Below are 15739 nucleotides of genomic sequence, written 5' to 3' on the forward strand. Positions count from 1 at the left end.
GGTTGAGGGCGTGGTGGATGTTGGGCTCCGATGCGACTTGAGGAGTGACACCCGCCGATGACCCAGCCTCCCGGCCAGCCGCCGTACGACGGTTACGGAGCCCAGCAGCCGCCGCAGCAGCCGTACCCGGGGCCGTACACGCCTCCGCCGCCGGGGGCGGGTCCGGGGCAGGTTCCGGGGCAGCCCGGGCAACCCGGTTACGGGGGTCAGCCGGGGCAGCCCGGATATCCGGGACAGCCCGGTCAGCCGGGTCAGCAGCCGAACCCGTACGCGGGGGCTCCGCAGCAGCCGTACGGTGCGCCGGGCGCACCCGGGATGCCGGGCGCACCCGGCGCACCGGGGATGCCGAACTACGGTGCCCCGTACGGGGGTTACCCGCAGCCGCCCGCGCCCTCGGGCAACGGCGGCAGGCTCGCGCTGATCATCGTGGCGGCGGTGGCGGCGCTGGCCGTGATCGGCGGCGGCATCTTCCTCCTCACCTCCAGCGATGACGAAGGGACCGTCGCCAAACCCGAGAACAGCGTGTCGGCGCAGGCGAGCGAGAGCGAGAGCCCGAGCGAGGAGGCGACCGACGAGGTCACCGAGACGCCGGACGGCGGTTCGATCGGCGGCGGCGGCGAGGACGACGACTCGACGGGCACGGCGCCGGCCAAGGGCGTCGAGGGCCAGTGGCAGGACGCCGAGGCCCGCACCCTCACCATCCGCGAGGAGGAACTCTCCGGTGGTACGGCGGGCCAGCACGCCCTCTCCTACATCGACCTGACCAGCGGCAAGGGCATCCTCAGCGGCGTGGGCGCCTACCGCGACGAGAACTCCTTCCGCATGGCCCTGCGCCCCCTGGCCTCCCCCGACGCGGCCGACGAGGACCTCCTCTACGCCACGGTCCGCCGCTCCGGCGACGACGTGGTCATCACCTGGGACGACGGGGGCACCAACACGCTCAGCTATGTGGGCGCGGCGTCGAGCTGACCGGGGCCGCACAGCGATCCGCCGCGGGCGCTGTCGTGTTGCGGCGCTCGCAGCGGATCGGGGTGGGTCGGAGCCGGCCAGGGGCCTACGTCAGCGGGCCTGGGCTCACTTGAAGTTGCGGGTCTGGACCTCGGTGTTGGGGCTGGTCGGCCTCTTGATGGTGAAGGTCTTGCTGTAGGTGTGCTCCTCCTCGTCACTGTCGATGCAGACGATCTTGGCGTTGGCCGACTGACCGTTCGTCGACTTCGTGACTCCGGTGAACGTCAGGGAGTACGCCTCGGACACGTCCTCACCGGAGAGGTTGTCCTTCTTGGCCTTGCCCTTCGTGGTCACCGTGATCGAGTCCACGTTCGAGTCTTCGAAGCGTTCACAGCTCACGGTTCCCTTGAGCTTGACCCTGCTGGAGTCCGGGTCGGCCTGAGCGGTGCCCGCCGCCGTCGCGGATGCGCCGAACGCCAGGGAGGCGACAGCCAGGGCGGAGCCGTACTTCTTCGTCCTGCTCTTGCTCTTGAAAGACCGCATTTCACTCTCCACTCATCTGCTTCGGCCATGCCGACCGCGGCGATCCAGTGAGCGGCGCGGGGAAGCGCGGCATCGCATCGTCGTGGGCGGTTCGCCGTCGCGTGGGTAGTGCGTCTGTCAGGGGGAGGGCAGTCGTCCGAGCTCCTACGCTCGTCCGTCGACGCCTGAGGATCGGCGTACCGACTACGACTGCTGCATGTGTGACGCCACCTGTTCGACCGTAGCGAGCGTGCGGTGCTATGTCCACTTGTGGGCGTATTGCCTACTGGGTCACCCAGCGGAACGCCGAGATACGGGTGTAGACACCGGGTTTGTTCGCCTTTCCACAGTCCTTGTAACCCCAGGAGGCGATTCCGGCCAGATACTGCCGCTTGCCCTGGGTGACGAGCAGCGGGGCGCCTTCGTCACCGGCGCAGAAGTCCACGCCGCCCTTTTGCTTTCCGGCGCAGAGCATGGTCTTCGCCTGGAAATTCTTGGTGGTGTAGGGCTTGGCGCACGAGGAGTTCGGAAGGATGCCGACATTCGCTTCCTTCAATTGGTTCGAATAGTCCGTGCCGGCTCCGGAGTCGCCCCAGCCGACGATGCGGGCCTTGGTGCCCGCCGTGTACGTGAACGACTTCGGCACGAGCGCGACCGGGGTGTAGGGCATCTTCTTGGTCAGCGTGAGCACGGCGACATCGGCGACGGGAACGCCGTCCTCGGTGTACTTCATGTCGGCGGAACGGTCGACGCCGGCGACTCCGCTGACGGTGCCGCCCTTGCCGTTGAGGTTCTTGCGGCCACCGACGACCGTGGTCGTGTCCTGTGAACCGTCACCTGTGGCAAGGCAGTTGAACGAGGTCAGGACCTTCTTCGGGGCTATGAGAGCGCCGACGCACTTCACGTCGTCGCCCGAGGGGGTCTTGGCGCCGGTCGAGATGTCCACGACGAACTGGTACTTGGCCTTGTGCGTGGCCGCGGTGACGGCCTTGCCGCCGACGATGGCGTGCGCGGCCGTGGCACCGCCGAGCAGCGTGGCGACACAGGCCGACGCGGTCACGACAGCGGCCGTTCTCGTACGGGAGGAAAAAGACATGAGGGTCTCCTGAGTGCGGCCCCGAAGGAATCACGACAAGGGCCGGTGGGGGAAATGGAGTTACCCGAAGGTGAGGCTCAACGTAGCACTGCGAAAATGGGGAAACCGTAAAGCCTGGTGAAGGTTGAGCGCTCGCGGGTTTCTACCCGCACGTAACTTTGCTATTTCCCTTGATTAACCGTGTCAGGATGAACTCGACGCCCCTCGGGGTGCTTACGGGCGCCTCACCTGCGGGCGGTGATGCGCCCGCCGAGTTCGGTGGCCCCCGGGCTGTCGGGGAGGGACGGCAGTCGGGCGGCGATGTTGGTCAGGCCGTCGTCGATCCGTACGGACCGCACGCCGTCGGCGGCTGCCGCGCGGGCGTAGGTATTGCGGTAGTACGCGAGTGCTTTGGGGTTCGTGAGCTTGCGGCCGCGCTGCTCGCACGCCTCGGCGAGCCGTACGGCGGTGGGGATGTGCCCGAGGTCGATGGCCTGGTCCGCGAGTCCGCGCAGGGCGGTCGCGGCGAGTTCGTTCTCGCCGGCCTCGGCGGCGAGCCGGTAGCTGTGCAGATGGTACTTCTGGCTCAGACCCTGGTTGCCCTCGTCCCTCGCCATCCAGCCGATCAGGTGCACCAGCTCACTGGCCGCGGCGAACAACTCACGGCCGCACGGCCACGGGGCCGAACCGGTTCGCGCGGCGAGTGATGGCCTCGGCGTCGGGGAGATCGAGCGCGGCAAGGCCGACGGCGGCGGATGCCACGAGGAACTGCCGTCGGTCCACGTCGCTGCCTCCCAGGAGGATCACTGAGGTCACGGTATCGGCGAGCTGGGTCTCATTGTCCTCGGACAGATCGATGTTGAGTACCTGTTCGATGAACGGCAGCCACGCCCGGGGGACCCTGCGTCCCTTCCCCCACCGGTAGACCTGCTGCCGGTCGAGAAACCCGGGCTTCCCCCAGCGCGCCACCGACAGCTCGTTCGCGAGCTTCTCCTGGCTGCGTTTCGGGCGCCTTGCTTCGCGTGCCGCGCGGATGCGCTCACCAATGGTCATGTCCGGCCCGCCGGTCGTCGGTCCTGGTTCACAACTGGCCTACAGCTGGCAGACATTCTGGCAGCTCCCCACGGCCCGAGTCTGGGCGTTGACTGATGGTCACCAGCCCGACGAGACGGAAGCGGTGCGTTCACTGATCCCGGTAACACGCCGAACACACCGAGGGCTTCGGCACACCCGTAGCTCATGGCGCCCGACACTGGCCGGGGCGTACACACCGTACGCCGCGACCGCCGTGGGTCTGCCATCGGTGGCGGAGCCCCCAGCCCTCCCAAGGAGACGATCGTGTACGTCATGCGCCCGGCCACCGCCGACGACCAGGAGGCGATCGCCGAGATGGTGCGGGCGCGGTGCGCCTGGATGCGTGAGCGTGGCATCCCGGACTGGCCCCGTACCGAGGACGACATCCGCAACGCCGCCTCGCAGGCGGCGAATCCGGCCTTTCCGGTGTGGGTCCTCGCCGAAGGCCATCAGCTCATCGGCTGTACGACCGTCTTCACCAGGACCCCCGAATGGGGTTGGACCGCCCTGGAGCTGGAGCAGAGCGCGTACTTCCTGGCGACGTCCTTCACCCACCCCGCCCATCGGCGCGAACAGCCTGGCCGTCTGATGGCCTGGTGGGCTCTGGACCGGGCCGCCCACGAGAACGTGACGTGGGTTCGCCGGGGCACATTCAGCGAACGCCTCATGACCTACTACCGCGATGTGCAGGGCTGGGACCTGGTCCACACCCCCACACGCAAGGGCCGTACCGCCTATCTCATGGCCCGCAGGTCCGAAGCCATGCCGGTGCTGGCCGGGCTGATCAAGGACTCAGGAACCCCTACCGGGTGACTGACGCACCACCACCCCGTCCCCGACCACCTCGGCCCCGCCGCCCGCCCCCACATCGCGCACCGCGATGCGCCAACGGCTGCGGCAGGCCGGTTACACCGCCGAAGTGGTGCGTCCGCCCATGCCGGAGAACTTCACCGAGATCTGCGACACCGCTATGCGCCGGTACGGCCGTCCACTCCTCGAACGACTGCTGCCGGATCTGATGCTCGGGGCAAGCGAGTTGTACCGCCCCTTGGCTCTCGAACTGTCCCTGCGTGGCCTCAGCGTGAGGGGTGGGCTGTTCGCAGGGTGCGAATGAGAGTGGCCAGGGTGGGTGGAGTGGTGGTGATGACGGTGCCGGGGGCGTCGCTTTCGCGGAGGTGTATTTCGGCCCGGGTGGGGGCGGCTATGTAGAGGCAGTTGGATGCGTCGCCGCAGTAGGTGGACTTCTGCCAGGGCAGCATGGGTATACCGGGTGCCTTTCACAGGTCGTTCGCGATGCTGTGGACCAGATCGCGAGACTTCTCTGGGGCCAGGGCGCAATCGTCCAGCCTGTCCATCACTGATCGGTACTTGGCCAACTGGGCTTCGCTGTCCAGGAACTCGCAGCCATGGTGGCTGTCCAACTGCACCGTGTCGATCTGGGGCACGGGGCCTGCGGCGTAGGTGATGCTCTGCCCCGCGCCCGGGAAGTTCGCGTTCCCGAAGGGGATGACTCGGACGGTGACATGGGGCAACTCGCTCATCTCGACCAGGTGCCTGAGCTGTTCGATGGTCACGGCTCGGCCTCCGAACCCCATACGCAGTGCCGCCTCGTGGATGGTGACGAGGTAGGGGGTGGGGTTGTCCCGGTAGAGGATTGCTTGCCGCTTGATCCGGTGGGTGAGCCGGTGCTCGATCTCGTACTGCCGCAACGGGGGCACGACAGTGCGGAAGATCGCACGGGCGTGGTCGGTGGTCTGGAGCAGTGCGGGGATGTGGACGAACAAGGCCACTCGCAGCGAGACCGCGTGATGTTCGAGTTCCACGAGGTCGATCAGGTTGGCCGGGAGGTGCTCGCGGTACTCCTCCCACCAACCGCGAACCCGCCGTCCGGTCATCGCGCTCAGGGCCTCGATGAGTGGCTCGTCCGCGCAGTCGTACGCCCGTGCCGTGGATCGGATGCGGTCGGCGCTGATGGGGGTGCGGCCGGTCTCGACCATGCTGACACGTGCCTGGCTGACGCCGAGGCGTGCGGCTGCGCCCGTGGTGTTGAGCCCTGCCCTTTCGCGGAGTTTGCGCAGCTCAGTGCCCAGTCTGCGCTGACGCAACGTGGGGCTGTTAGTGGGTGGCAAGGCCTCTCCCTTCGTGCCATGGCTCGGCTGGCGCATCCCTCACATGGGTGAAGCATGGAGAACTTCAGCCCATTTGGTTAGAGGTATCTAACCAAAGAGCCTACGGTGTTCACGTGCCGCTCAACTGGCCGCCCCGGTAAGCCGGAAGCGCCCGTACGGCCGTTGTGTGAACCCACGCCCCATTCCTCCCTGGAGGTCTCATGGTCACCGTATCCCCGCTCGATGCCTCGCTGCCCCGCTCCTGGGAGTACTTCCTGAGGCTGCCGCACGACCCCCGAGCCGTCCGCGTCGCCCGTTTGACCGTGCGGGCGGCACTCACCTCGCACGGCTGGGACGAACTCCTCGATGTCACCGAGCTGTTGACCTCGGAGCTGGTGACGAACGCGTACCTGCACACCTCGACCCCCGCGACCCTGCGTCTGCTCGCCTTCCCCGAAGGCCGGCTCACGGTGTTCGTTGGTGACTACGACCCGCGCATCCCGCCTCCGTTCGATCGGCTGTCCGCGGCCCACTCCGCGAACCCCGAGCCGTCCCCGCCCACCCCCACGGACGACGATGAACACGGCCGAGGCCTCCTCCTCGTCCAGCGCTGCGCCGACCGCTGGGGCTGCTGGCCGCTGGAGGGCGGGACCCGGGGGCTTTCGGGGCCTCCCGGGAGGGGGCGGGGGAAGCTGGTGTGGTTCGAGGTCGGGGGCGCGCGGACGGCGGCGGCTCGGCTGGAGGCGGCGTGACGATGGTTCCCGGGCGGCCTCCGTGCGGCCTCCGCCTTCCGTGAATGTGACCTGCGCCACAAGGTGTCACGGCCGTCACGGACCCGGTGTCTTGAGACCGAACCCCCTTGGAGCGACGGAGGAGACACCATGACCGGCAACAACACCGAAGGCGCCCGGAGCACCACCGAAGGCCCCCGCAACACCATCGAAGTCCTCGTGATCGGTGGCGGTTACGCGGGCGTGATGGCCGCCAACCGGCTGACCCGGCACGACGAGGTGCGCGTGACCCTGATCAACCCCCGCCCGGCCTTCGTCGAGCGGATTCGGCTGCACCAGCTGGTCGGCGGCTCCGACGACGCGGTCGTGGAGTACCGGGAGGTGCTGGCCGAGGGCGTACGGCTGACCGTCGACACCGTCACCCGGATCGACGCCGCCGGGCGCGAGGTGACCCTGGCGAGCGGCGGCGGCCTCCGCTACGACCACCTGGTCTACGCGGTGGGCAGCGGCAGCGCCGACCCGGGGGTGCCGGGGGCCGCCGAGTTCGCGTACCCGATCGCGAGCCTGGAGGAGGCCCGGCGGCTGCGCCCGGCCGTCGAGGCCGTGTCCCGGACCGCCCCGGTGACCGTCGTCGGCGCCGGCCCGACCGGTATCGAGACCGCCGCCGAACTGGCCGAAGAGGGCCGGAAGGTGACCCTGGTCTGCGGCGGCGTCCTCGGCCCCTATCTCCACCCGAAGGGCCGCCGCTCGGTCGCCCGACGCCTCACCGAACTCGGCGTGACCGTACTGGAGGGCCCGAACGCCAAGGTCACGGAGGTGATGAGCGACGCCGTACGCCTCAGCGGCGGCCGGACCCTGCCGAGCGAGGTGACCATCTGGACCGCCGGCTTCGGCGTGCCGGACCTGGCCGTACGCAGCGGGCTGACCACCGACGCCCTCGGCCGGCTGCTCACGGACGAGACGCTGACCAGCGTGGACGACCCACGGATCGTCGCGGCCGGCGACTCGGCGGCGCCGTCGGACCTGCCGTTGCGGATGAGCTGCCAGGCCGCGATACCGCTGGGCGCGCGGGCCGCCGACACCGTGCTGGCCCGGATCGCGGGGGAGCGGCCGGCACCCCTCAACCAGGCGTTCGCCGGGCAGTGCATCAGCCTGGGCCGGGGCGGCGGGATCTTCCAGTTCGCGCGCCGGTACGACGTCGCGGTGGGCCTCCACATCGACGGCCGACTGGGCGCGAGGGTCAAGGAGTTCGTCTGCCAGGGCATCGTCAAGCACCTCGCGGGCGAGGCCCGCAAGCCGGGTTCGTACAAGCTGCACAACGTCTCGGGAGGCCCCCACCGCGGCCGCCTGCTGGCGACCAGGCCGGACGCGACCGCCGGCGGGCAGCCGACCGGACCCGTGCCCGCCCCGGAACGAGCGGCCTCCTAGGCCGTGTCTTGGAACGTGCCAGGGCCTCGCGCCCAGGCGTGATCCGAACGACAGGCCCCAGCGCGCTCCGGCGGCACAGCCCACACTCGAAGAGGGGACGCTTCGCACCATGACCGAGCACACCACCGATCCGACACCGGGCACCCCGCCCACCGACCCGGCCACCGAGTCCTTCGTCGCCCACCGGAACCTCCTCTTCACGGTGGCCTACGAAATGCTCGGCTCGGCCGCCGATGCCGAGGACGTGCTCCAGGAGACCTGGCTGCGGTGGGTAGGCGTCGACCTGGACCAGGTGCGCGACCGGCGCGCGTACCTGGTCCGCATCACCACCCGCCAGTCCCTGAACCGGCTGCGCACCCTGACCCGCCGCAGGGAGGCGTACGTCGGCCAGTGGCTGCCCGAACCGCTGCTCACCGCACCGGACGTGGCCCAGGACGTCGAACTGGCCGAGAGCGTGTCGATGGCGCTGATGCTCGTCATGGAGACGCTCTCGCCCACCGAGCGCGCGGTGTTCGTGCTGCGCGAGGTCTTCGACGTCGGCTACGAGGAGATCGCGGCGGCCGTCGACAAGACCCCCGCGGCCGTACGCCAGATCGCCCACCGCGCCCGCCGTCACGTCGACGCCCGCCGCCCCCGCGAGGTGGTGTCGGAGCGCAGGAAACGGGCGGTCGCGGACGCCTTCGCCAGGGCGATCGCCACCGGCGACCCCCAGCGCCTCCTCGACGTACTGGCCCCCGACGTCGTCATGATCAACGACGGCGGCGGCGTCAAGCAGGCCGCACTGCGGCCGATTCTCGGCGCCGACAAGGTGAGCCGTTTCATCGTCGGCGGCATCACCAAGACGGGCGCGACGATCACGTTCGACCCCACGGTGGTGAACGGCAGCCCCGCCCTGTTCCTCCGCAAGGACGGCGAGATCGACGGCGTCGTGGCGTTCCGCGTCGAGAACGACCGAGTCACCGGCCTCTACTACGTCCGCAACCCCGAGAAACTGACCCGGTTCGAGGCCGAGACCCCTCTCACCCTGCACTGATACGCCCGCGAGCCCTCTCCCCGGCCGCCGTCACACGACCCCTGCCCGCCGTCCCACGCCCCCGGGTGGTGCCGTCGCTGTGGTCTTCGCCACGCTGAGCGACGGCACCGGTGCGCATACATTGGAACGCGGGCCGCGCCCAAGATGGCGTGATCGCCTCTGCCGCACCACGCGGACCTGCGGTGACCATGACCACGGGCGCCCTGTGTGGCGTTCCGCTCACCGATTCCTCACCGATCGGTCCATCCGCCGGTGAGAGCAAAGTTCCTTTCCGGTCACCCGGTGCCACAGTCAGGAAACGCGCTCTGCCTACCTTCGGGACTCATCACCCCATCACCACCCCCTGGTACGAACCGAAGCCCGGAGAAACGTGGAGGCGTCATGACAGCCCCGAGCACAGCCCCCGCCGCGAACAGGGGAGGCCGGTGGATTCAGCACTGGGACCCGGAGGACGAGGCCTTCTGGAACGAGACCGGTGAGAAGGTCGCCCGCCGCAACCTCCTCTTCTCCGTCCTCTCCGAGCACATCGGGTTCTCCGTCTGGACCGTCTGGTCGGTGATGGTCCTCTTCATGGGCCCCGAGTACGGGCTCACCCCGGCCGACAAGTTCTTCATCGTGTCCATGGCCACCCTGGTCGGCGCGATCGTCCGCATCCCCTACACCTTCGCCGTCGCGATCTTCGGCGGACGGAACTGGACGGTCGTCTCCGCGAGCCTGCTCCTCGTACCCACCGTCGCGGCCTTCATCGTGATGGAGCCGGGGACGTCGTTCTCCACCTTCCTGATCTGCGCGATGCTCGCCGGTATCGGCGGCGGCAACTTCGCCTCCAGCATGACCAACATCAACGCCTTCTTCCCGCTCAGGAAGAAGGGCTGGGCCCTCGGCCTGAACGCCGGCGGCGGCAACATCGGTGTCCCCGTCGTCCAGCTCATCGGCCTCGCCGTCATCGGCGCCAGCGGCGGTCCGCGGGTGCTCCTCGGGATCTACATCCCGTTCATCGTGATCGCCGCCGTGCTCGGCGCGCTCTACATGGACAACATCGCGTCCCTGAAGAACGACACCGGCGCCGCCAAGGAAGCCGTCAAGGACGCCCACACCTGGATCATGTCGTTCCTCTACATCGGCACCTTCGGCTCGTTCATCGGCTACAGCTTCGCCTTCGGCCTGGTCCTGCAGACCCAGTTCGGCCGTACGCCGCTGGAGGCCGCGTACGTCACCTTCATCGGCCCGCTGCTCGGCTCGCTGATCCGGCCGGTGGGCGGCGCGCTCGCGGACCGCTTCGGCGGCGCGAAGATCTCGCTGTGGAACTACGTCGCCATGGCCGCCGCCACCGGTGTCATCGTCATCGCGTCCATGCAGAAGTCGCTGCCGCTGTTCACGGTCGCCTTCATCGCCCTGTTCGTCCTCACCGGCCTCGGCAACGGCTCCACGTTCAAGATGATCCCGGGCATCTTCCAGGCCAAGGCCCTTGCCAAGGGGCTTCGGGGCGAGGAGGCCGCGGCGTACGGCCGTCGTCTGTCCGGCGCCTCGATGGGCATCATCGGCGCGGTGGGCGCCCTCGGCGGGCTCGGTATCAACCTCGCTCTGCGCCAGTCCTTCCTCTCCGTGGGCTCCGGCACCGGCGCCTTCGTCTCCTTCCTCGCCTTCTACGGCGTCTGCTTCGCCGTCACCTGGGCCGTATACCTTCGCCGCCCGGCCGCCGCGCAGACCGAGTCCGCGGCCGGAACGGATGCGAAGCCGCAGCTCAGCTACGCCGAGGTGTGACGCAGCACAACCCCTCACCGGGGTGACGTAACACCGACGACATCAAGCCGAACCGAGCCTGTCACGCGCCGTTGACAGGCTCGATCGGCATGTAGGTGCACTTTCCATGGAGCCTTTCCATGGAGCACTGACACAGTGCGACGACTCGGCGGGACGAGAGCCATGTACGACGAACAGCAGCGACCTGAGCGACCAGAACGAGCCGAGCGAGCCGAACGGCCGGCGCAGCCGGACCACGGCCCGCTGGCCGGTTTCACCGTGGGCGTGACGGCGGCACGACGGGCCGACGAGCTCGGCGCGCTGCTCCAGCGCCGAGGAGCCGCGGTCCTCCATGCCCCGGCCCTGCGCATCGTGCCGCTCTCCGACGACAGCGAACTGCTGGCCGCCACCAAGGACTTGCTGGACCAGACCCCCGACATCGTGGTCGCCACCACGGCCATCGGCTTCCGCGGCTGGATCGAGGCGGCGGACGGCTGGGGCCTGGGCGAGGCCCTGCTGGACAAGCTGAGGGGCGTGGAGGTCCTGGCCCGAGGCCCGAAGGTGAAAGGCGCGATCCGAGCCGCGGGCCTCACCGAAGAATGGTCCCCGTCCTCCGAATCCATGGCGGAGGTCCTGGACCGCCTGCTGGAACACGGAGTCGAAGGCCGCCGTATCGCCGTACAACTCCACGGCGAACCCCTTCCCGGCTTCGTGGAGGCGCTGCGGGCGGGCGGCGCGGAGGTGGTGGGCGTCCCCGTCTACCGCTGGATGCCGCCGGAGGACCTCACCCCCGTGGACCGCCTCCTCGACGCGACGGTCGCCCGAGGCCTCGACGCGGTGACGTTCACCAGCGCCCCCGCGGCGGCCTCCCTGCTCTCCCGCGCCGAGGCCCGGGGCCTGCTGCCCGAGTTGCTGGCCGCCCTGAACCACGACGTACTCCCGGCCTGCGTCGGCCCGGTCACCGCCCTCCCCCTCCAGGCCCACGGCATCGACACGATCCAACCGGAACGCTTCCGCCTCGGCCCCCTCGTCCAGCTCCTCTGCCAGGAACTCCCCACCCGGGCCCGCTCCCTCCCCATCGCCGGCCACCGCGTCGAGATCCGCGGCCACGCGGTCCTGGTCGACGGCGCCCTACGCCCCGTCCCCCCGGCCGGAATGTCCCTCCTGCGCACCCTGAGCCGCCGCCCCGGCTGGGTCGTCCCCCGCTCAGAACTCCTCAAAGCCCTCCCCGGCGCAGGCAAGGACGAACACGCGGTCGAAACAGCGATGGCCCGGCTACGCACGGCCCTGGGCGCGCCAAAGCTGATCCAGACCGTCGTCAAACGCGGCTACCGCCTGGCCCTGGACCCGGCGGCGGACGCGAAGTACGGGGACGAGTGACGCGGCGTGTATGGCGGCTCCCCGCCGCTGACGCCGTACGGGGCCACCGAGCCCTTTGCTGGACCGTCGGCCCCTCCGAGGAGCTGGCGGTCCTGCTGGTCCACCGGCGACACCTCGATCACAGCCGTTACGTCAAGGGGTGGATCGGGTGGCGACCGCGACTCCCGTTCACAGGTGAACTGGTCACCGTCGAGGGACAGCGGGAACGGCGCACCCCGGTCCAGAACATCCACATCCGTCCCAGCCACCTGGCCCTCCTCCCGGACTCCCGGTTCCTCCTGGCGAGCGGCCGCACCTTCCGATCCGAGATCGAGGACTCCTGGGCACCCAACGCCGTGGTGTTCTCCGCATCGGGCACGCCTGAAGGGGAGTTCTGCCTCGGCGATGACCTTCAGGCATTGGCGACCGATGTCCATGGAGGCATCTGGACGGCTTACGGTGATGAGGGCATCTACGGCGGCCACCCCGAGTCAGCGGCGGGCCTCGCCGGCTGGAACACCCGAGGCCAGGCCACCTGGACTCCCCAAGGCCGACTGCCGGATCACCCTCTTGAAGGCCGCACCGCAGCAACGGCCAACGAGCACACCTGGCTCGTCTGGTACTCGGGAAGCAGCAGAGGCAGCACCTACCTGACCCGGATCACACCATCCACCGGCGACGTTACCAGCTACCCCAGCCCCGTCCCCGCCCCGGACGGATTCGCGGTCCGAGGCGACAGAGCGGTACTCAGCCGTCGAAACCACAACAAGCGCTCGGTCGAACTCACGCACGTCGAACTCAACGGCACCACCTGGACGGCAACCAGCCGCCGGCGCCTACGGGTCCCCGGCCGAGTGGTCAAGAACTGCGCCCAAGGCCGCAACGGCGCCCTCTGGCTCCGCACGGGCAACACTTGGCTGCGCATAGAGGCATGAGGAGCCCCGCGCGGGCACCACGACGAATCTGTCCGGGTCGGCCGAGGGAGGAGTACCGCAGGTGATCGAGGCGGAGTTGAAGGCCCGGGTCCGTTCGCCCGAGGCGGTCATGCGGCGGCTCGACGAGTGTGGTGAAGCTCGTGTCGAGGTGTACCGGGACACGTACTACGAGCGTCCGGACGGCTCGCTGGGCGGAGCGGGCCAGGAACTGCGGCTCCGGACCGTGCACGAGGCCGACGGGACAAAGGCAGTGAGGACGGTGCTGACCTTCAAGGACGCGGCCGTGGACGAGGATTCCGGTTCGAAGCCCGAGTACGAAACCCGCGTCGACGACGCCGACGCGGCGCACGCGATCCTGCTTGCCCTGGGGCATGTCGAGTCCATCGCCTTCGACAAGCGGTGCCGGAACCACTCCTTCGAGGCGTACGGTCGGAGGATGTCGGCCACCCTGGTCCAGGTTCCCGAGATCGACGGCACGTTCCTGGAGATCGAGACGCTCGTCCATGAGGGCGACGTCAGCGAGGCGTTGAACGATGTCCGGGCGGTCTTCACCACGCTGGGGATCTCCCCGGAGGACCTGACCCGCGACACGTACACCGACGCGGTGCGCTCGGCTCGCGGGCACGCCGGGACATGACCGCGAGCCACCCCGACCGCCGCCTTGAGCTGCGGGAACTCCAAGTCGCCGACACCGAAGCCGTGTTCGCGATCTACGGCAGTGAGACGGCCACCGAGCACCTGTCCTTCGAGCCCCGGACGCCGGACGAGGTGCGGTGGATCATCGCCCGATCCATCGAAGCGGCCCGAGCCGACCCCCGCACCGAACACGCGCTCGCCATCATCGAGCGCGGCACCGGCACCCTCGTCGGCTTCGGCCGCCTGGCCCTGGACCCGCACCAGCCCGGCGGAGCCACCATGGGCTTCGCCCTGCGACCCGACTCCTGGGGCCGGGGCTACGGCGTCGAGACCGTACGACTGCTCCTCGGCCTCGGCTTCGGGGAACTCGGCCTCCACCGGATCTGGGGCGCCCGGTCACCCCTCAACGAAGCCTCCGCGAAGACGATGGCCCGTGCCGGGATGATCGAGGAGGGCCGAATCCGTGAGCATGTCCGCAAGGGCGGAGTATGGCGGGACTCCATCGTCCACGCGATCCTCGACCACGAATGGGCCGCCCGGGAAACATGAGCGGCCGGCGGCGGCAGCCGCGTGCGGTCACCGCGACGACCCTCCACACACGGAAGCCGGTGCACATGGCGCGACTGGTCCTGTGGGACATCGACCACACGCTGATGGACACGCGCGGGATGAACCGCGAGCTGTCGGGGGCGGCGTTCCTGCGGAGCATGGGGCAGGTCATGCGGGAGCCGGCGATGGTCGACGGCGGTACGGAGCCGGTCACCTTTCGGGAGACCGCCGCGCTGCACGGACTCACCACGGACCGGGCCGACTTCGACCGCTTCGCCGACGCCCTGGCCGAGGAACACCTCGGTCGATCGGCGGAACTCCGCGAACGCGGCCGTGCCTTGCCGGGCGCGGCGGACGCCCTCGCCGCGCTCGACGCCGCCGGTGTCCGACAGACCGTCGTGACGGGCAACATCCGCCCGGTCGCCGCGGTCAAGCTCCGCGTCTTCGGCCTAGACCAGCACATCCACTGGGACCTGGGAGCCTACGGCGAAGAGCACGACGTACGCGCCGAACTGGTCCGCCTCGCACTGCGGCGGGCCGGCGCCTCCCCGTCGGAGACCGTGGTGATCGGCGACACCCCCGCCGATGTGACCGCCGCCCACACCAACGCCGTACGGGCGATCGCGGTGGCGACGGGACGCAACGACGAGCCCACCCTCCGGGCCACCGGCGCCGAAGCGGTACTGCCGAACCTCCTGGACACCGAGCTGCTGGTCGAGTTGGTGACGCGTCGGTCCTGAGCGGCGGCGCCCGCTGACCGCACGCCGCTCGGCCGGCGGCCACCACTCACCCTCGCCCCGAGGGTTCCGTTCCGTACGTGCGGCCCGGCACTGTATGGGGTACGAAGCAGTCGAACACCTTGTGCGGGTAACCGGTAACCCCAAGGCGGTGACGGGCACATGGCATCGGGTACGGCCACGGCCACAGCGGCGTCGGAGTCGCTCTCGTACGAGCCCCGCTTCGACTGCGGACGGCTCTGCCTCGACCTCCTCGCGACCACCCACCCCGAGGAACGCCTCGACTCGGTCGACCGGTTGTGCGCGTGGATCACCGGTACCGGGCTGGTCCCCGACCACACCCCCCTCGACCACGCCACCGCCCACTGGCTCGTCGGCTTCCGGGAACTCCGCGGCCACATCGCCCAGTTGATCCCGGCCACCCCCGGCGCCACCCCCGGAGGCCCCCGACCGGCCGCTGTCGCCCTCGACATCTCCCTCGGCCGAGTCAATGAACTGGCCCGCGCGGAGACCCCGGCCCCCCGTGCCGTCCGCACCCCCGAAGGCTCCCTCGCCCGCGCCCTCGACCACGCCCCGGAGTGCGCCGCCCTGCTCGCCGTGATCGCCCGTGACACCGTCGAGTTGCTCACCGACCCGGCGGCCTGCGCGAGCCTGCGCCAGTGCGCCGGCGACAACTGCCCCATCGTGTACGTGGACACATCGAGGGGCCGACGCCGCCGCTGGTGCTCCAGTGAGATCTGCGGAAACCGCGAACGAGTCGCCCGCCACCGCCGCCGCGCCGCCCTGGCCAGGCCCTAGGGCCCTGCACGCCCCAATTCCCCCTGCTTGTCGGCGAATTGCCCACCTGCCTTACCCCATACG

At 69.6% G+C, this 15739-nt stretch carries 19 protein-coding genes; 13 read left to right on the forward strand and 6 right to left on the reverse strand.

Features of this window, described 5'->3' with window-relative positions:
- Window positions 1–57: 57 nt before the first annotated feature.
- A complete protein-coding gene (locus ACWD4G_RS02980; RefSeq protein WP_451290380.1) occupies window positions 58–969 on the forward strand; it encodes a hypothetical protein in 912 nt (303 codons plus the stop codon).
- Window positions 970–1074: 105 nt separating this feature from the next.
- Here the strand turns inward: ACWD4G_RS02980 and ACWD4G_RS02985 are convergent, their stop codons facing one another.
- From ACWD4G_RS02985 to ACWD4G_RS03000, 4 genes are all read right to left on the reverse strand, one after another.
- The gene (locus ACWD4G_RS02985) at window positions 1075–1491 is read right to left on the reverse strand and encodes a hypothetical protein (RefSeq protein ID WP_451290381.1); all 417 of its coding nucleotides are present in this window, start codon (window positions 1489–1491) and stop codon (window positions 1075–1077) included.
- A 262-nt stretch (window positions 1492–1753) separates the two neighbouring features.
- Entirely contained in the window at window positions 1754–2566 is an 813-nt protein-coding gene (locus ACWD4G_RS02990; protein WP_451290382.1) for a S1 family peptidase, read from the reverse strand.
- A gap of 224 nt (window positions 2567–2790) precedes the next feature.
- Complete coding sequence (locus ACWD4G_RS02995) at window positions 2791–3180, reverse strand: hypothetical protein (protein WP_451290383.1); 390 nt, start codon at window positions 3178–3180, stop codon at window positions 2791–2793.
- 25 nt (window positions 3181–3205) lie between these two features.
- Window positions 3206–3598: a hypothetical protein gene (locus tag ACWD4G_RS03000; RefSeq protein WP_451290385.1), complete on the reverse strand. Its 393-nt coding sequence runs from the start codon at window positions 3596–3598 to the stop codon at window positions 3206–3208.
- A gap of 294 nt (window positions 3599–3892) precedes the next feature.
- Between ACWD4G_RS03000 and ACWD4G_RS03005 the strand changes: the two genes are divergently transcribed.
- Together ACWD4G_RS03005 and ACWD4G_RS03010 are read left to right on the forward strand one after the other, a co-directional pair.
- Window positions 3893–4432, forward strand: coding sequence for a GNAT family N-acetyltransferase (locus ACWD4G_RS03005; RefSeq protein ID WP_451290754.1), 540 nt, complete (start codon window positions 3893–3895; stop codon window positions 4430–4432).
- A gap of 67 nt (window positions 4433–4499) precedes the next feature.
- Window positions 4500–4733 (forward strand): hypothetical protein, encoded by a 234-nt coding sequence (locus ACWD4G_RS03010; RefSeq protein WP_451290779.1) that lies wholly within the window; start codon window positions 4500–4502, stop codon window positions 4731–4733.
- Here ACWD4G_RS03010 and ACWD4G_RS03015 read toward each other — a convergent pair.
- Both ACWD4G_RS03015 and ACWD4G_RS03020 read right to left on the reverse strand, forming a co-directional pair.
- Entirely contained in the window at window positions 4696–4878 is a 183-nt protein-coding gene (locus tag ACWD4G_RS03015; RefSeq protein ID WP_451290386.1) for a DUF397 domain-containing protein, read from the reverse strand. The genes ACWD4G_RS03010 and ACWD4G_RS03015 overlap by 38 nt on opposite strands.
- Before the next feature lie 18 nt (window positions 4879–4896).
- Window positions 4897–5748, reverse strand: a complete 852-nt coding sequence (locus tag ACWD4G_RS03020; protein ID WP_451290387.1) for a helix-turn-helix domain-containing protein — start codon at window positions 5746–5748, stop codon at window positions 4897–4899.
- 200 nt (window positions 5749–5948) lie between these two features.
- Between ACWD4G_RS03020 and ACWD4G_RS03025 the strand changes: the two genes are divergently transcribed.
- From ACWD4G_RS03025 to ACWD4G_RS03070, 10 genes are all read left to right on the forward strand, one after another.
- The gene (locus tag ACWD4G_RS03025) at window positions 5949–6479 is read left to right on the forward strand and encodes an ATP-binding protein (RefSeq protein ID WP_451290388.1); all 531 of its coding nucleotides are present in this window, start codon (window positions 5949–5951) and stop codon (window positions 6477–6479) included.
- 129 nt (window positions 6480–6608) lie between these two features.
- A complete protein-coding gene (locus tag ACWD4G_RS03030) occupies window positions 6609–7886 on the forward strand; it encodes an NAD(P)/FAD-dependent oxidoreductase (protein WP_451290390.1) in 1278 nt (425 codons plus the stop codon).
- A gap of 109 nt (window positions 7887–7995) precedes the next feature.
- Window positions 7996–8919, forward strand: coding sequence for an RNA polymerase sigma-70 factor (locus ACWD4G_RS03035; RefSeq protein WP_451290392.1), 924 nt, complete (start codon window positions 7996–7998; stop codon window positions 8917–8919).
- A 381-nt stretch (window positions 8920–9300) separates the two neighbouring features.
- Window positions 9301–10683 (forward strand): nitrate/nitrite transporter, encoded by a 1383-nt coding sequence (locus tag ACWD4G_RS03040; RefSeq protein ID WP_451290393.1) that lies wholly within the window; start codon window positions 9301–9303, stop codon window positions 10681–10683.
- 162 nt (window positions 10684–10845) lie between these two features.
- Window positions 10846–12042 (forward strand): uroporphyrinogen-III synthase, encoded by a 1197-nt coding sequence (locus ACWD4G_RS03045; protein WP_451290394.1) that lies wholly within the window; start codon window positions 10846–10848, stop codon window positions 12040–12042.
- A complete protein-coding gene (locus ACWD4G_RS03050; protein WP_451290396.1) occupies window positions 12039–12956 on the forward strand; it encodes a hypothetical protein in 918 nt (305 codons plus the stop codon). Before ACWD4G_RS03045 ends, ACWD4G_RS03050 begins: the two co-directional genes overlap by 4 nt.
- Before the next feature lie 61 nt (window positions 12957–13017).
- On the forward strand, window positions 13018–13593 hold the full coding sequence (locus ACWD4G_RS03055) for a class IV adenylate cyclase (RefSeq protein WP_451290397.1): 576 nt from the start codon (window positions 13018–13020) through the stop codon (window positions 13591–13593).
- Window positions 13590–14141, forward strand: a complete 552-nt coding sequence (locus ACWD4G_RS03060; RefSeq protein WP_451290398.1) for a GNAT family N-acetyltransferase — start codon at window positions 13590–13592, stop codon at window positions 14139–14141. The genes ACWD4G_RS03055 and ACWD4G_RS03060 overlap by 4 nt, the downstream gene beginning before the upstream one ends.
- A 65-nt stretch (window positions 14142–14206) precedes the next feature.
- On the forward strand, window positions 14207–14881 hold the full coding sequence (locus tag ACWD4G_RS03065) for an HAD family hydrolase (protein WP_451290399.1): 675 nt from the start codon (window positions 14207–14209) through the stop codon (window positions 14879–14881).
- A gap of 159 nt (window positions 14882–15040) precedes the next feature.
- Window positions 15041–15676: a CGNR zinc finger domain-containing protein gene (locus tag ACWD4G_RS03070; protein ID WP_451290400.1), complete on the forward strand. Its 636-nt coding sequence runs from the start codon at window positions 15041–15043 to the stop codon at window positions 15674–15676.
- Window positions 15677–15739: the final 63 nt, after the last annotated feature.

Source organism: Streptomyces sp. NPDC002643 (genome assembly GCF_053592555.1).

Excerpts from the sequence above, each read along its gene's own strand:
- ACWD4G_RS02980 (WP_451290380.1), top strand. The coding sequence starts at position 58 with ATGACCCAGCCTCCCGGCCAGCCGCCGTACGACGGTTACGGAGCCCAG.
- ACWD4G_RS02985 (WP_451290381.1), bottom strand. The coding sequence starts at position 1,491 with ATGCGGTCTTTCAAGAGCAAGAGCAGGACGAAGAAGTACGGCTCCGCC.
- ACWD4G_RS02990 (WP_451290382.1), bottom strand. The coding sequence starts at position 2,566 with ATGTCTTTTTCCTCCCGTACGAGAACGGCCGCTGTCGTGACCGCGTCG.
- ACWD4G_RS03000 (WP_451290385.1), bottom strand. The coding sequence starts at position 3,598 with ATGACCATTGGTGAGCGCATCCGCGCGGCACGCGAAGCAAGGCGCCCG.
- ACWD4G_RS03005 (WP_451290754.1), top strand. The coding sequence starts at position 3,893 with ATGCGCCCGGCCACCGCCGACGACCAGGAGGCGATCGCCGAGATGGTG.
- ACWD4G_RS03010 (WP_451290779.1), top strand. The coding sequence starts at position 4,500 with ATGCGCCAACGGCTGCGGCAGGCCGGTTACACCGCCGAAGTGGTGCGT.
- ACWD4G_RS03015 (WP_451290386.1), bottom strand. The coding sequence starts at position 4,878 with ATGCTGCCCTGGCAGAAGTCCACCTACTGCGGCGACGCATCCAACTGC.
- ACWD4G_RS03025 (WP_451290388.1), top strand. The coding sequence starts at position 5,949 with ATGGTCACCGTATCCCCGCTCGATGCCTCGCTGCCCCGCTCCTGGGAG.
- ACWD4G_RS03030 (WP_451290390.1), top strand. The coding sequence starts at position 6,609 with ATGACCGGCAACAACACCGAAGGCGCCCGGAGCACCACCGAAGGCCCC.
- ACWD4G_RS03035 (WP_451290392.1), top strand. The coding sequence starts at position 7,996 with ATGACCGAGCACACCACCGATCCGACACCGGGCACCCCGCCCACCGAC.
- ACWD4G_RS03040 (WP_451290393.1), top strand. The coding sequence starts at position 9,301 with ATGACAGCCCCGAGCACAGCCCCCGCCGCGAACAGGGGAGGCCGGTGG.
- ACWD4G_RS03045 (WP_451290394.1), top strand. The coding sequence starts at position 10,846 with ATGTACGACGAACAGCAGCGACCTGAGCGACCAGAACGAGCCGAGCGA.
- ACWD4G_RS03060 (WP_451290398.1), top strand. The coding sequence starts at position 13,590 with ATGACCGCGAGCCACCCCGACCGCCGCCTTGAGCTGCGGGAACTCCAA.
- ACWD4G_RS03065 (WP_451290399.1), top strand. The coding sequence starts at position 14,207 with ATGGCGCGACTGGTCCTGTGGGACATCGACCACACGCTGATGGACACG.
- ACWD4G_RS03070 (WP_451290400.1), top strand. The coding sequence starts at position 15,041 with ATGGCATCGGGTACGGCCACGGCCACAGCGGCGTCGGAGTCGCTCTCG.